This window comes from Paracidovorax valerianellae (genome assembly GCF_900102625.1).
Taxonomy (GTDB): Bacteria; Pseudomonadota; Gammaproteobacteria; order Burkholderiales; family Burkholderiaceae_C; genus Paracidovorax; species Paracidovorax valerianellae.
In genome coordinates this window covers 1-12,976 of sequence record NZ_FMZC01000011.1, presented here as the reverse complement: position 1 = coordinate 12,976, position 12,976 = coordinate 1, and the positions used below count along the sequence as shown (strand labels likewise).

Here is a 12,976-nt window from a genome sequence, read left to right as displayed (position 1 = left end):
GGGGGGCAGCTACCGCCTCTGGCAACGCAGTGCCCGCGGCGACTGCACGGCTTTGCCTTCAACCGCCCGCCGCCAGCGCATGCGTGCGCGCGACCAATTGCTCCAGCTTGGCCAGTGCTGCGCCGCTGGCAATCGCGGCCCGCGCTCGGACAATGCCGTCGGCGATGGAGTCGGCCACGTTGGCCGCATAAAGGGCTGCGCCGGCGTTCAGGCAGACGATGTCCTGCGCGGGGCCCGGCTGGCCGCGCAGCACGCCGAGCAGCACGTCGCGCGACTGTTCGGGGGTTTCGACCTTCAAGGTGCGGTTGCTGGCCATGGCCAGGCCGAAGTCTTCGGGGTGGATTTCGTACTCGGTGATCTCGCCGCGCTTGAGCTCGCCCACCAGTGTGGCGGCACCCAGGCTGACTTCGTCCATGCCGTCGCGCCCGTAGACGACCACCGCATGCTCGGCGCCCAGGCGCTGCAGCGCGCGCACCTGGATGCCCACCAGGTCCGGATGGAACACGCCCATGAGGATGTTGGGCGCGCCCGCCGGATTGGTGAGCGGGCCGAGGATGTTGAAGATCGTGCGCACGCCCATTTCCTTGCGCACCGGCGCCACGTTCTTCATGGCGGGGTGGTGGTTGGGCGCGAACATGAAGCCAATGCCCACGTCGGCGATGCAGCGCGCGATGGCCTCGGGCGGCAGGTTGATGTGCACGCCCAGCGACTCCATCACGTCGGCGCTGCCGCTCTTGCTGGAAACGCCGCGCCCGCCGTGCTTGGCCGTCTTGGCGCCGGCCGCAGCGGCCACGAACATGGCACAGGTGGAGATGTTGAAGGTGTTGGCGCCGTCGCCGCCGGTGCCCACGATGTCCACCATGTGCGTGGTGTCCGGCACATGGACCTTGTTGGAGAACTCGCGCATGACCTGCGCGGCGGCGGCGATCTCGCCAATGGTTTCTTTCTTGACGCGCAAGCCGGTCACGATGGCGGCGGTCATCACGGGCGAGAGTTCGCCGCGCATGATGAGGCGCATCAGGTGCAGCATCTCGTCATGGAAGATTTCGCGGTGCTCGATGGTGCGCTGCAGCGCTTCCTGGGGGGTGATGGTCATGCCGTGGTCTCGAATGAAGGGCTCGAAGAATTAGGTGCGAGTGCAGGAGCGAGGCGCTTTCGCGCCGCCTCAGGCGCCGGGCCGCTCGGAGAGCGCGAGGCGGATGCCGAAGCCGATGAACATGGCACCCGCCACACGGTCGAGCCAGTGCATGCTTTTGTGGACCATGCCGCCGCGGCGCGCCATCCAGCCGGCCGCCAGCGCCCAGCCGGCGTTGACGGGAATGGCATTGACGTTGAACAGCACGCCCAGCAGCACGAAGGCCAGCGCCTTGTTCTGCAGGTCCGGCGCGATGAACTGGGGCACGAACGCCAGAAAGAAGATCGCGACCTTGGGGTTGAGCACGTTGGTCCAGAAACCGCCGAGGAAAACCTTCTTCAGCGACGCCTGCACTGCCGGCGCGGCGCGTGCGGCCGCCAGGGCGGCACCGCTGCTGGTGTCGCCGGACGCCTTGGCGAACAGCATGCGCACGCCCATCCACACCAGGTAAGCCGCGCCCAGCCCCTTGAGTGCGGTGAACGCCGTGGCCGATGCAGCCAGCAACGCGCCCACGCCCACGGCCGTCGCGGCGATGTGTACGAAGCACCCCGCCGTGATCCCCAAGCCCGCCACGATGCCGGCGCGCACGCCGGACTTCAGGGCGTTCGTGACGATGTAGAGCACATCCGGCCCGGGCGTGAGGTTGAGCAGCCAGCCGGCCGCGACGAACACGAGGAGCTGGTGCGTATCCATCATGGCCGTGCCTGCAGGAAGTTGCGCAGCATGGCGTGGCCGTGCTCGGTGAGGATGCTTTCGGGGTGAAACTGCACGCCCTCGATGTCCAGCGTCTTGTGGCGCACGCCCATGATTTCGCCGTCGTCGGTCCAGGCCGTCACCTCCAGCACGTCGGGGCAGGTGGCCCGCTCGATCGACAGCGAGTGGTAGCGGTTCACGGTGAACTGCTCGGGCAGGCCGGCGAACACGCCCTTTTGTGTGGTGGTGATGACGCTGGTCTTGCCGTGCATCAGTTCCTGCGCCCGCACGATGGTGCCGCCGAACGCCGCGCCGATGGCCTGGTGGCCCAGGCACACGCCCAGGATGGGCAGCTTGCCGGCGAAATGGCGGATGGCCGCCACAGAGATGCCGGCTTCGGCCGGCGAACACGGGCCGGGCGAAATCACGAGCCGGTCGGGGGCACGCTCGGCAATGCCCTCCAGCGTGATCTCGTCGTTGCGGAACACCTCGACCTCGGCGCCCAGCTCTCCGAAGTACTGGACGATGTTGTAGGTGAAGCTGTCGTAGTTGTCGACCATCAGCAGCATGGCTTGAACCTCTTGAATGCATGGGGTGCCGGCCCGGCCCCCGTTGGGGAATGTCCGCCTCGTTGCGCGGTCCGCCTGTCCGGGCGGTCTCGCGGCTGCCGGGGGCAGCGAGGAAAAACTGGGTGGGATGCGCGCCCGCCAGGGCGCAGCAGGGGTGTCAGTTCGCAGGCTTGCGCCAACGAAGGTCGAGGAGTGCCGCCAGGCAGGGACGCGGATGAGGCATGGCGGCGATTATCACCTGACCGCATCCCCTGCCCGACCATGGCGTGTGCGCGCCGGAATTGCCCCTGCACATCACCGGCATGCCGGGCCATGGCGCCGGCCGAAGCGGCATCAAGAGCGCTTCGGCCCGAGCGACCTGCGCCACTTCGCATGGCCGCAATCCGCATCGCATGACAAACCTTTACACGGGGTTCACACGCGGAAAGTCGGAATCTCCGCGTTGGGTCCTGCAACCGCCCCCTTTTTCCGAGAAGGCCGTTTGCCGCCCAGTGCTTTTTTTCATCAACTGCAAAGGGGTCAATCCATGGGTGCGATCAAAAATGCCTTCAAGTCAATCGCGAAGGGCATCGAAAAGGCGGTCCAGGGCGTCGGACAGTTGGCCAAGGGCCTTGTCACGCTCGATCTGAAAGGGGCCGCGGCAGGCCTCAAGAAAATCGGGGAGGCGGGCGGCGACCTTGCCCGCGGGGTCATCAACCTCACGCCGGCGGCGTTGGCGGCCAACACGCTACTGGACGGGGCGCTCGACAAAGTGCTCAAGAAAGCGCAGAGCGTCGTTCAGAAGGTGGTGGACACCGCGGTGGACAGCGTGGAGGGCGGCCTCACCAACATCAAGAAGGGCGCCATCGGCTTTGCCAAGGGCATCGCCAAGGGCAACCTGACGCAAGCGCTCAACGGCATCAAGGACCTGGCCCTCGGCGCGATGGAAACCGCATCGAATTTCGGGCCAGGCGGCATCGCCAAGAACGTGGCGCGGCTGGCGGTGGACGCCACCATCGATCTGGCCACGCAGGAAGTCACCAAGGTGGCCTCCAAGGCACTGGACCCCAATGGCACGTCCCTGCTGGGCGGCCTTGCGGTGGACACCATCGGCGCCGCAACCAGCGGCGGCCTGGGCGCTTCGCGAGCCGGTCGCTTTGCAGACGGCGAAAGCTTTCGCAAGATCCCCAGCGACATGCCGAACGCTCCCCGAGGCGCAACGCGCCAGAACGGCGACGACCTGTTAGGCCCGCAATCGACGACCACGCGCCAAGGCTCCGACGGTGTGTCCGACACGGGCCTGACAGGCACGCGCCGGGATGTGGACGATCTGGCAGAAAACCGGCCAACCGGCTTCCGCCAGGGCGCGCGTGATGCGGCCGAATCTGCGGCCCGCGATGCCGTGGACACGGTCATTCAGAGCGCCATCGACAAGCTGATCCAGAGCATCCAGCAAGCACTGGATCCCAACGGCAACTCGGCCCTGGTGGGCACCGGCACGAACCTGCTCGGCGACGCCGCGAGCGACGCCGCCAGCACCGCCGTGCACACCCGCGGACGCCGCGGCTCGGAGGTTACCGGCCCGACCACCCATGGCCCGCAAGGCAGCAACGGCCCGCAGGAAGTGCAGCCGGTGCAATCGCGCCGCGAAGCCGTCAAGGAATCGGTGCAGAACTCGGTGCACAACGCCATCGACATGGCGATCCAGGCAGCGGTGCAGGCCGCTCTGTTCACACTGATCCCCAAGCTGGGGCTCGACCAGAACAACGCGCTGGCGGCACTCGGCCAAGGCGTGCTGGAAGACACGCTGTCCAACGTGAGCAGCCCGCGCAACGCGACCGGCGTGCGCTCGGGCAGCAAGCAGATCGCCATGGACCTCAAGCAGGGCCTGCAAAGCTCGATCCAGGACAAGCTGATGGGCGTGGCCGACCAGGCCATCCAGAACATCGTCGGCCAGGTGCTGGGCAAGGCGCTGCAGCCATTGGGCAGCTCGCCCCTGACACAAGGCCAGGGCGGCAACGGCTTCGGGTCTGGCTCAGGCTCCGGCAACTCGCTGGGCGGCCTGCGCGAGGGCATCCAGAACACCATGCAATCGGTCGTCAATGACGTGATCAGCGGAGTGATGCAGTCGGTCGTGGACACCGCCACCAAGGGCGCTGCGGCGGGCCTGAGCCTGGACAAGAGCGCGATCAAGCTGCCATCGCTGCAAAACAGCCTGCCGATCGATGCATCGGGCCTCGGCCTGGACAAGGTCGCGGGCAAGTTGCCGACGACCGCCGGCGGCGGCAGCGTGTCGATCGACATGCACATGCACATCCGCGCCTGACGCGGTTTCTCCACCTCTCACTCTTATGAAAAGGCAATGACCATGGACGACTCCAATGTTCACGAAGATCCCATCGCAGCCTTGGCCGTCTCCCTGGTCAACGCCATTCGCGAGAACCAGCTGGACGAGGCGGAAACGATGCTGGAAGAGCTGAACGCGCTGAGCCCGGACACCGAGGAGTACCTGATCTTTCCGGTGCTCATCGCGATCCAGCGCGGCTACACGCAAGAAGCCCTGCAGTACCTCAACTCGCTGGGGGAGGACGCCGCCCCGGAGCTGAAGGCCCTGTGCCTGAACATCATGGGCGACCCCACCTGGCACTACCACGCGCAAAGCTGCCTGGAAAGCGAGGACGAGCATGTGCGCAAGTCCATGCGGGAACTGCTGCAGCTGGAGCCCGAGCTGGCTGGCGAGCACGCCTGAAAGCCCACGCCATGCTGAGGCTCTCCCCACAAGCCGACCTGGGCGTTTTCTACGACGCGGATTCGGACCGCTACCGGTCCGGATCCGCCCAGGATTACACGCAGACGGTCACGCGCGATGCCTTCGTCGCGTTCTATGCCGACTGCCCCTCCATCGGTTTCGAAGCCGATGGCGCGCCGATCGGCGGCATCCTGTTCGACGGCGAACAGGCCCACATCGCGGTGCTGCCGCGCTACCACGGCCTCTGGGCGCTGCTGCTCAAACCGGCGCTGCAGTGGCTGTTTTCGCTGAAACCCGAGATTCTGGTCGCGGTCGAAAGCGACAACCACCGCTGCCTGCGCTTCATGGAGCGGCACGGCTGGCCCCGCGTCGAAGAGCAGGGCGACGACATCATCTACCGGATCACGGCGCAGGGTGGCCTGCGCAAGACCGCCTACCCGATCCCGGGCCATCGCAGCGCGCCGGTCGCGGGACTGAACGGCCCATCCTTCAACGGAGCATCGCCATGCCTTCACCCTCACTGAGAGTCGCCACACCGCCACCCCAGGCGTGGGGTGCCGGCGCGCACCGGATCGTGCCTCACGGCGGCGTGGGCGTCCGCCTTCGCCTCGTGTCCATGGTGCAGCCGCCCATTTTTCTGGACGACGGATTTCCCCGGTCCTCCGGCCTGTGGGTTTCGAGCAACCTGCTGTTGCCCGGCTGCGAAAGCGCATTGACCCAGCGCCACATGGCGTTGCAGGGCCTGCTGGTGCGGCTGGAGACCCTGGCGGGCGAGGAGGGCCGCTCGCTGAACCGTGCGCTGCGCCTGCTGTCGGACAACCAACTTTCGCAGGTGCATGCCAACAGCGCCGACTTCGAACGCCTGCGGCTGCCGTGTGCCACCGCAGGCGGTGGCGCCGGCGATGCCGCCCACGCCGACGCGGCGATTGCCTGTATCGACGAGGAGCGTGAATGGCTGCTGGTCGATGCGCAGCAGGGCTTTCAGCCCGGCAGCGTCGCCCCTTCGCCGGCTTTGATCGCCTCGCTGGTGCGGCTGGCCGAAGTGCCTGCGCATGCCCGCCGCAAACTGGTGGACGCGGGCGACCCGGCCGGAAACATCGAGTCCGCCAAGCCCCTGGTGCTCGAAGCCGCACGCGCCTTGGCGCAGCAAGGGTTGGGCGATACGAAGGTGCAGCTCTCAGCGCAAGCCATCGCGCTGGCGGACCAGTTGAGCCCGGCCCACCTGATCCAGTGGCTGCTCACCGACGCGGCGCTGCCGTTTCGCGACAAGGCATTGCCGATTTGACGCCATCGTCAGTGGCTGCATATTGCGCTGGCAGACAAAAGGGCGCTGGAGGAAAGGGCACGGAAATGATTCCGGTGCCCTTTTTTCATGTCTGAGCAGGGCCTGCTTTCGCGCCGTTGAGCGCATAAAAAAAAGGGCCGGCAGGCATTGCACGGCCCTTGAGGAAAATACAGTGGATCAGCGGACGGCGGGGTAGCGGTCGAGTACCTTGCGCACGTAGTCCTGCGTTTCCCGGTAGGGCGGAATCTTGTACCCATGCTTCACGACGGCGCCCTCCCCTGCGTTGTAGGCGGCCAGGACCAGATCGGTCTGGCCGCTGAACTTGTCGGCCAGGAATCGCAGGTAGCGCACACCGGTCTCGACATTCACGGCGGGCGTGTAGAGGTCTGCGCTGGACGGCGCGCCGAAGCGGGCGGCGGTGGCAGGCATCAACTGCATGAGGCCCAGCGCCCCCTTGGGAGACCGCGCATTGGGCGAGTAGGCCGACTCCACCTCGATCACGGCCTGCACCAGGTGCGGGTCGATGGCATGGCGCGTGGCCGCTGACTCGATCACCGGCCACAGCGCTTCGTGGCGCCACCGCGGCGTCACCATGGCCGTGGGCCACAGGGCGCCTGAAGCGCGTGAGGAACCCGCGACGGCAGCGCGTGGCGCGCGGATCACCCGCACGCCAGAGACCGCAGCCACGTCGCCTGCAGAATCGTCCGGGTCGGCCAGGTCGGCTGGGGGATCGGGCAGCTCCACGGCCCGGCACTGGCCGACGATCGCCGGATAGCGCTTGGCGATGTCGAACGCCACGCGCACCGGATCGGCATCGTTACCCTTCACCCAGCAGTCGTAGGCGATGAGCGCCTGCGCACCGCACGCGTGCAGGGCCGCGGCCGCCACCAAAGCGTGGCGCTGCCAGCGGGCCATCACAGCAAGCCCAGGTTGCGCAGTACCGGGCCGCGGCCTGCGAAGAAGCAGCGGGCGCTGTGCTCCAGCCGTTCGGCCGGCATCTGCCCTTCGCCATCGCCCTGGAAGCGTGCACGCATGGCATCGGCCATCTCCAGCGGCGTCTGGGCGCCCTGGCAGGCGCTGCGGATCTGCGCCATGGCCATCGCCGACCAGCCCATGGCCTGGCCGCTGGCGCTGCAGGACAGGTAATGCAGACCGTCGTCTTCCGGGCGTTGCATGATCGCCGCGTTGAATCGCAGCACCGATTCCCGCGCGCTTTCCCGCAGGGCCGCTGGCAACGCAGGGTGCACCTGCGCCTCGTTTTCCAGCAGCATCAACGCTTCGACGATGAACTCCGCGCCCAGCGAAGCCAGTTCTGGCCGCTCCGCCAGTTCGCGAGCGGTGGCCGGGCCCTGGGCCAGCGCATCGAGCAAGCGCGCCACGGTCGCACCGTCCACATGTTCGGCGGCGCTGTCGGACAAGGGGCTTTCCTTGGTTTCGCTGCGCGCCGTGGCCAGTATCCAGGCGCGGTCCAGACGGAACTGCTCTTGTTGCGCCGCGCTGGCACGGGGCGCGCCACGGGTATAGAGGTCCCACCGGAAGGAAGTGTTCAGCGCGAAGTCGCGCAGGGTCTCGCGCATCAACGGGTCATCGACACCGCTCAGCAGCTCCCGCGTGGCGTCGGAAAGGATGGCTGCGTCGACCTGCTGGGCCAGCACGGCCGGCGCGGCAAATTCAAGCCCTGCCTCGGCCATCTCGCTGGCCACCTGGTGAAAGTGCATGGGGTGCCAGTCGGGGTTGAAATACTCGTGCGCGGCGTAATGCGGGTCGAGGCGGCGCAGGCTGTACAAGCGTGCCTGCACCGATACGTCCCCCCCGAAATAGGCCGGATTCACCTTGGCGAAATCGTCAAGGAAATCCAGCGTTTGCGACAGCCGCTCGATGGGCGTGGCGCTGACGGGAACCTGGCGCAGCCCATGCAGGTTCACGAGCTCCCGCAGTGGCATTTGCGCAGCCCAGCCAGGCAGCGCGTTGTGGCTGACGAACACCACGCCGCCGGGGCGCAGCCGCTCGGCGATGAAGCGCATGACCACCTTGCGCAGTGCCGGTGAGATCCAAGAGTAAACGCCGTGCATGGAGATGATGTCCATGGGCGGCAGATCGCGTTCCAGCAGGGTTTCGAAGGCGTCTTCGAACACCTCCACATTCGTGAGGCCCGCGTCACGCGCCAATTGGTCGGCATAAGCTACATGGTGCGGGTTGAAGTCGTTGCCATAAAACCGCATGTGCGGAAAGCACGCCGCATGCGCCACGAGCGGCAGGCCGAAACCCATTCCTAGCTCGAAGCAGTTCAAGGGCGCCGACAGGTCCGGTCCGCAAACGCCGCGGGATTCCAGGGCCACGCTCATCTGCGCCGGCGACAGGGCTCGGTAGTAGCCGCGCGTATAGGGTTCGCTGCGCACGTCGAGCACTGCAGGCTGGGGTGATTTCATCGGTCTTCCTTCAAGCGTTGGGACAGTGATGGGCAGGTGCGCCTGCGCTTTCGCGAGGGGCACGAACGGCTTTCCCCATTGCAGCCGCAATGCGCCCGAGCGCATGCCCCGCAGTCGAAACGATGGCCGGAAAGGCGAAGCAGAGGCATCGCTGCACTGGGCGCAAGGGCCGGCCGGGAGCCCCTTTTCTCCGCGACGCTGGCGGCCTTCGCGCCGCCATCCGCGGCTTCGCCTGCCATACCGCTGCGGCAGAGGTCGCGCCCTACTCTTCGTTTGCCAGCCCAACGAACCGGAGTCCGCGTTGAAGTCCACCGCCCCCATCCCACGCAAGCCATCCGCCTTCCCGGCCTGCGGCATGGGAGCCGTTCACCGCGACTCCCTCGCCGCGGTGCTGCTCGCGCTGTCCCTGACCGGCCCTGCATTGGCGCAATCCTCTGCGGGCTATATGCAGATGTCGCAACGGCTGGGCAGCCTGTCCGGCCTGCCCGCCGCAGCCAGCCCCTTCATCCCCACCGCGGTCGCAGAAACTGACAAGGCCGCAGCATCCGCCGCCACGCGGCCGGTGGCAACGCCCTCGGCCCGGGCCACATCGCTGTCGGCCGGCAAAGCACTGCCCCTGCCGATGACCACCACCGAGCAGGCGCCTTGGGAAAAGGGGCGCTTCGTCTACCGGGCCGAGAACAAACGCATCTCGGACGTGCTGCAGGATTTCGCCGCCAGCCGGGGTACCCCTGCCATCGTGGCGGACGGGGTCGAGGGCGTGGTGAACGCGAACTTCGACCTGAAGCCCCGCGAGTTCCTCGACAGCATCTCGCGCGCCTACAACCTGCTGTGGTACCACGACGGCACCGCCCTGTATTTCTATCCGGGCCGCGCGATGCAAAGCCGCATGTTCCGGCTCAAGGGGTTCGACCGGGACCAGGTGGCCGAGCTGCTGCAGTCGTTCGACCTGGGCGACAAGCGCTATCCGATCCGGTTTAACGAAACGAGCAGCACGCTGTACGCGTCCGGCCCGCCACGGCATCTGGAGCTGGTCAGCTCCGCCCTGGAAGCCCTCGACGCCGGCGTGAGCGAAAACAATTCCAGAACGGTGCGCGTGTTCACGCTGCAGTTCGCCTCGGCGGGCGACCGCCCCGTCGGCAACACGACGGCGCCAGGCGTCACCACCATGCTGCGCAAGCTGTATGGCGAGCAGGAGAAGGAGAGCTCCAGCAACGCCTCTTTGCTCAAGATGATGGACAAGGACAGCGACATCAAGCGCAAGAAGCTGGGCGGATATGTCCCGCTGCCTGCAGCCAACCAGTTTTTGCCCCCCCTGCCCCGCGCCACCAACCAGGATGCCAGCACGCCCGCTTCAGACCTTCGGCCACTGACCGCACCCGAGAAGAACGGCGACGACGAAGCGAAGCCCCCCCGTTTCGAGGCTGATGAGGGAACCAATTCCGTCGTGGTCTACGGAAAAGCGGACTTGATGCCCGAGATCGAGAAACTGATCCGGCGGCTCGACCAAAAGCCCCAGCTGGTGGAACTGGAAGCCACCATCATCGAGGTGAACTCCGACAGCGTGGATGCGCTGGGCGTGAACTGGACGCTGCGGGGCAGCGACACGAACGTCAGCATGAACCTGTCCAACAGCCTCATGCCGGCTGCGGCCCTGGGCACCATCGTGGCCGACGCCGGCCGGCATCTGCTGGCCCGGGTCAACGCGCTGCAGGGCGAGGGCAAGGCCCGCATCCTGTCCAAGCCTTCCGTGATGGGGGTGGCGAACCGCACCGCCGTCATGCGCGAAAAGCGCGTGGCTACCGTGCGTGTGGCTGGCAATCTGGAAGCGAACCTCTTTCAGATCGAGGCCGGAACGCTGCTGGAGATGACTCCGCAGGTCACGCGCATCGATGGCGGCAACAGCGTGAAGCTGACCCTTTATATCGAAGACGGCGCCTTCGAGACCAATCTGGTGGACCAGGTACCCATCGTCAAGAAGACCGAGATCCGTACCGAAGCCCATGTCCGTGAAGGCGAAAGCCTGCTCATCGGTGGCATCACGGTGGAGTCGGAGCAGTCCCAGATCAACGCCGTGCCTGGCCTCTCCAAGCTGCCGCTGGTGGGTGGAGCCTTTCGCAACACCGACCGCCAGACGCAGCGCACCGAACGGCTTTTTCTCATCACGCCTCGGCTTCTTTCCGGCGCTTCTCCCTCGCCCGTCGCTCTTTTGAATGAGGTTCGCAAGCCATGAAGCAGCTTCGCATACTGACCGGCCAGCATGCCGGCGCACAGATAAATTTGACTTCAACGCGCTACCTGGTCAGCGCGGAAGACGCAGCAGATATCCAGCTCACGGACTGGACTTCGGAAGCGATGTTGATCGAAGCGGGAGAGGACGGAATGATTCAGTTCGCGTTGTCACCACACGGCGAGGCCAAAGCCTCCCTGCCCATGGAGGACTTCGTTCCCCATCGCATGGGCGACATCGTGCTGTGCACCGGCCCCGGCGATGCCGCCTGGCCCGCCAGCGTCGATCTGATCGCACGCCTGGGCCAAGTCACCATGGCCGCCGCGCCCAAAGGCCGCAAGGTCTCGCCGATGGTGCTCTCTGCCGTCGTCGGAACCGCCCTCATGACCGCAGCCCTGAGTGCCGCCGTCGCGCCGCTGAGCCCACCGAGCCGCGACCGCGCTGCGACCGGTGCCGCGAACCAGGAACAACCACCGCAGGAACCGCTTCTGGTGCGGGTACAGCGTGCGCTGGCCGCCGCACCGATCTCGGGACTGGAAGTCATTCCGCAGGCCGACGGCGTGACGGTGCGCGGCCTGCTGGCCGACTCTTCGGATGCGGACACGGTGCGCCAGTTGCTGGCTCCCTTCAAACGAGAACGCGTCGTGCACGCCTATGCCACCGCCACGGAAGTGGAGCAGAGCATTGCCGACGCCATCGCCCGCCCCGGCGTTCGTATCCACCACCTGGGCGAAGGCCGCTTCAACGTCACGGGCGATACGCAGAACCTAGCGGCGCTCAAGGACAGCGCCACCCGCATCGCCGCCGACCTGGCTCCGCTGGTCAAACGGATCGAAGTGAGCGCATCGGAACTGCCACCGGCAGGCGTGAAGCGCATGAGCGCGCTGATGAACACCGGAGACCTGCAGTACGTGCAGACGCGCGACGGTGTGAAGCACCTGTCGCCACCGAATGCCGAGGCACTGGCTGCCAATGACTGGTCGATTTCCCGTTAACCCTCACCCAACGAACGCCAACACCATGACTGCTTCCAACGAAACCATCATCTTCAGCGACCTCGCCAACCTGGATCAGGCGCTCACCGAGGACAAGAGCGGCGACCGTGCGCGGGCAATGATCCGCTACTTCGCCGAGATCGCGGATGAAAGCAGCGCGATGCTGAAGTCCACCCAGGTCGACGCCGAGCGCCAGTTGGTGACCCAGCTGATCCAGGCGTTCTATGCATCGCAGCGGGTGATCCAGCGGATCTGGGAAACCCTGCACGGCACCACCCTCGTCGTTTGAGACACAAGGAGCCCGCCATGCTGGTCCCCGAAGCAAAAACTGCGGCCAAGAGCGCATATCCGGTGATCTACCGCAACCTCATGACCGTGGGTTTGCTGGGAACGATCTACCGGGTGGGCGACGACGCGCAAACCATTCATTCCACCGTCGAGATGACGCTGGAGGACTCCCACAGCTACTCGCTGTACCGGACCGTTGCATTGGCGATGGCCGGCCAGGTGGGCGATGCACGGGAAGCCCTTGCATCGCGCATCGAGGAAGACCCGCAGAACGGCGAAAACAAAGTGGCCATGGCCATCGCCATGCTGTTCGGCGGCGACCGGGGGTGGCGCTACTGGATCGACAACGTGCTGGCCACACACGCAGACCAGGAAGTGCGCGAAGCCGCCTTCGGGGTGCTGAAGTATGTGGGCCAGCAAAGCCGAAGGGTTTCCCTTCACTGAACCGAATCGGCATGGCGGCACCAGCCGACATGCCTCACCGAATGGGGGCCGCGCGGTGCGGCTTTCAGCAACGCGGAATGTTCCGCACTTCACAAAGGAAATCAACATGTCTACGACCAGGCCGGACGGCGATACGCGAGCACTGATGAATCGCATGCAGCAACAGCAAAACAACCAGAA

At 66.2% G+C, this 12,976-nt stretch carries 13 protein-coding genes; 8 read left to right on the top strand and 5 right to left on the bottom strand.

All coding sequences use genetic code 11. The features are described 5' to 3' along the window. Nucleotides 1-58: 58 nt before the first annotated feature. The 3 genes from trpD to BLT03_RS16175 all read right to left on the bottom strand — a co-directional run bounded on the left by trpD (nucleotide 59) and on the right by BLT03_RS16175 (nucleotide 2,397). Nucleotides 59-1,096 (bottom strand): anthranilate phosphoribosyltransferase, encoded by a 1,038-nt coding sequence (trpD, locus tag BLT03_RS16185; RefSeq protein ID WP_092744800.1) that lies wholly within the window; start codon nucleotides 1,094-1,096, stop codon nucleotides 59-61. 69 nt (nucleotides 1,097-1,165) lie between these two features. Next, the gene (locus BLT03_RS16180; RefSeq protein ID WP_092744799.1) at nucleotides 1,166-1,831 is read right to left on the bottom strand and encodes a LysE family translocator; all 666 of its coding nucleotides are present in this window, start codon (nucleotides 1,829-1,831) and stop codon (nucleotides 1,166-1,168) included. After that, entirely contained in the window at nucleotides 1,828-2,397 is a 570-nt protein-coding gene (locus BLT03_RS16175; protein WP_092744798.1) for an aminodeoxychorismate/anthranilate synthase component II, read from the bottom strand. Before BLT03_RS16175 ends, BLT03_RS16180 begins: the two co-directional genes overlap by 4 nt. A 526-nt stretch (nucleotides 2,398-2,923) precedes the next feature. On the opposite strand from BLT03_RS16175, the gene BLT03_RS16170 reads away from it, so the two are divergent. Genes BLT03_RS16170 through BLT03_RS16155 form a run of 4 tightly spaced genes read left to right on the top strand, consistent with a single transcriptional unit; the run spans nucleotide 2,924 to nucleotide 6,410 of the window. Further along, entirely contained in the window at nucleotides 2,924-4,702 is a 1,779-nt protein-coding gene (locus tag BLT03_RS16170; protein WP_092744797.1) for a hypothetical protein, read from the top strand. Between the two features lie 42 nt (nucleotides 4,703-4,744). Then, nucleotides 4,745-5,125, top strand: a complete 381-nt coding sequence (locus BLT03_RS16165) for an HrpB1 family type III secretion system apparatus protein (protein ID WP_092744940.1) — start codon at nucleotides 4,745-4,747, stop codon at nucleotides 5,123-5,125. 11 nt (nucleotides 5,126-5,136) lie between these two features. Next, a complete protein-coding gene (locus BLT03_RS16160) occupies nucleotides 5,137-5,649 on the top strand; it encodes a GNAT family N-acetyltransferase (protein WP_245711428.1) in 513 nt (170 codons plus the stop codon). Further along, a complete protein-coding gene (locus tag BLT03_RS16155; protein WP_139160419.1) occupies nucleotides 5,631-6,410 on the top strand; it encodes a hypothetical protein in 780 nt (259 codons plus the stop codon). Before BLT03_RS16160 ends, BLT03_RS16155 begins: the two co-directional genes overlap by 19 nt. A 177-nt stretch (nucleotides 6,411-6,587) precedes the next feature. Here BLT03_RS16155 and BLT03_RS16150 read toward each other — a convergent pair whose 3' ends face one another. Then, entirely contained in the window at nucleotides 6,588-7,325 is a 738-nt protein-coding gene (locus tag BLT03_RS16150) for a lytic transglycosylase domain-containing protein (protein ID WP_092744795.1), read from the bottom strand. Continuing rightward, nucleotides 7,325-8,839 carry a class I SAM-dependent methyltransferase gene (locus BLT03_RS16145; RefSeq protein ID WP_175537781.1) on the bottom strand — a complete coding sequence of 505 codons (1,515 nt, stop codon included), beginning with the start codon at nucleotides 8,837-8,839 and terminating at the stop codon, nucleotides 7,325-7,327. Before BLT03_RS16145 ends, BLT03_RS16150 begins: the two co-directional genes overlap by 1 nt. Before the next feature lie 355 nt (nucleotides 8,840-9,194). Here BLT03_RS16145 and sctC point away from each other — a divergent pair, with 355 nt between their 5' ends. Genes sctC through BLT03_RS16125 form a run of 4 tightly spaced genes read left to right on the top strand, consistent with a single transcriptional unit; the run spans nucleotide 9,195 to nucleotide 12,796 of the window. Then, complete coding sequence (sctC, locus tag BLT03_RS16140) at nucleotides 9,195-11,072, top strand: type III secretion system outer membrane ring subunit SctC (protein WP_092744793.1); 1,878 nt, start codon at nucleotides 9,195-9,197, stop codon at nucleotides 11,070-11,072. Then, nucleotides 11,069-12,064 (top strand): HrpD5 family protein, encoded by a 996-nt coding sequence (gene hrpD5, locus BLT03_RS16135; protein WP_092744792.1) that lies wholly within the window; start codon nucleotides 11,069-11,071, stop codon nucleotides 12,062-12,064. The genes sctC and hrpD5 overlap by 4 nt, the downstream gene beginning before the upstream one ends. Nucleotides 12,065-12,089: 25 nt before the next feature. Beyond that, a complete protein-coding gene (locus BLT03_RS16130; RefSeq protein ID WP_092744791.1) occupies nucleotides 12,090-12,353 on the top strand; it encodes a hypothetical protein in 264 nt (87 codons plus the stop codon). Nucleotides 12,354-12,370: 17 nt separating this feature from the next. Continuing rightward, on the top strand, nucleotides 12,371-12,796 hold the full coding sequence (locus tag BLT03_RS16125) for a hypothetical protein (RefSeq protein WP_092744790.1): 426 nt from the start codon (nucleotides 12,371-12,373) through the stop codon (nucleotides 12,794-12,796). Nucleotides 12,797-12,976: the final 180 nt, after the last annotated feature.

Excerpts from the sequence above, each read along its gene's own strand:
- trpD (WP_092744800.1), bottom strand. The coding sequence starts at position 1,096 with ATGACCATCACCCCCCAGGAAGCGCTGCAGCGCACCATCGAGCACCGC.
- BLT03_RS16180 (WP_092744799.1), bottom strand. The coding sequence starts at position 1,831 with ATGATGGATACGCACCAGCTCCTCGTGTTCGTCGCGGCCGGCTGGCTG.
- BLT03_RS16175 (WP_092744798.1), bottom strand. The coding sequence starts at position 2,397 with ATGCTGCTGATGGTCGACAACTACGACAGCTTCACCTACAACATCGTC.
- BLT03_RS16170 (WP_092744797.1), top strand. The coding sequence starts at position 2,924 with ATGGGTGCGATCAAAAATGCCTTCAAGTCAATCGCGAAGGGCATCGAA.
- BLT03_RS16165 (WP_092744940.1), top strand. The coding sequence starts at position 4,745 with ATGGACGACTCCAATGTTCACGAAGATCCCATCGCAGCCTTGGCCGTC.
- BLT03_RS16160 (WP_245711428.1), top strand. The coding sequence starts at position 5,137 with ATGCTGAGGCTCTCCCCACAAGCCGACCTGGGCGTTTTCTACGACGCG.
- BLT03_RS16155 (WP_139160419.1), top strand. The coding sequence starts at position 5,631 with ATGCCTTCACCCTCACTGAGAGTCGCCACACCGCCACCCCAGGCGTGG.
- BLT03_RS16150 (WP_092744795.1), bottom strand. The coding sequence starts at position 7,325 with ATGGCCCGCTGGCAGCGCCACGCTTTGGTGGCGGCCGCGGCCCTGCAC.
- BLT03_RS16145 (WP_175537781.1), bottom strand. The coding sequence starts at position 8,839 with ATGAAATCACCCCAGCCTGCAGTGCTCGACGTGCGCAGCGAACCCTAT.
- sctC (WP_092744793.1), top strand. The coding sequence starts at position 9,195 with ATGGGAGCCGTTCACCGCGACTCCCTCGCCGCGGTGCTGCTCGCGCTG.
- hrpD5 (WP_092744792.1), top strand. The coding sequence starts at position 11,069 with ATGAAGCAGCTTCGCATACTGACCGGCCAGCATGCCGGCGCACAGATA.
- BLT03_RS16130 (WP_092744791.1), top strand. The coding sequence starts at position 12,090 with ATGACTGCTTCCAACGAAACCATCATCTTCAGCGACCTCGCCAACCTG.
- BLT03_RS16125 (WP_092744790.1), top strand. The coding sequence starts at position 12,371 with ATGCTGGTCCCCGAAGCAAAAACTGCGGCCAAGAGCGCATATCCGGTG.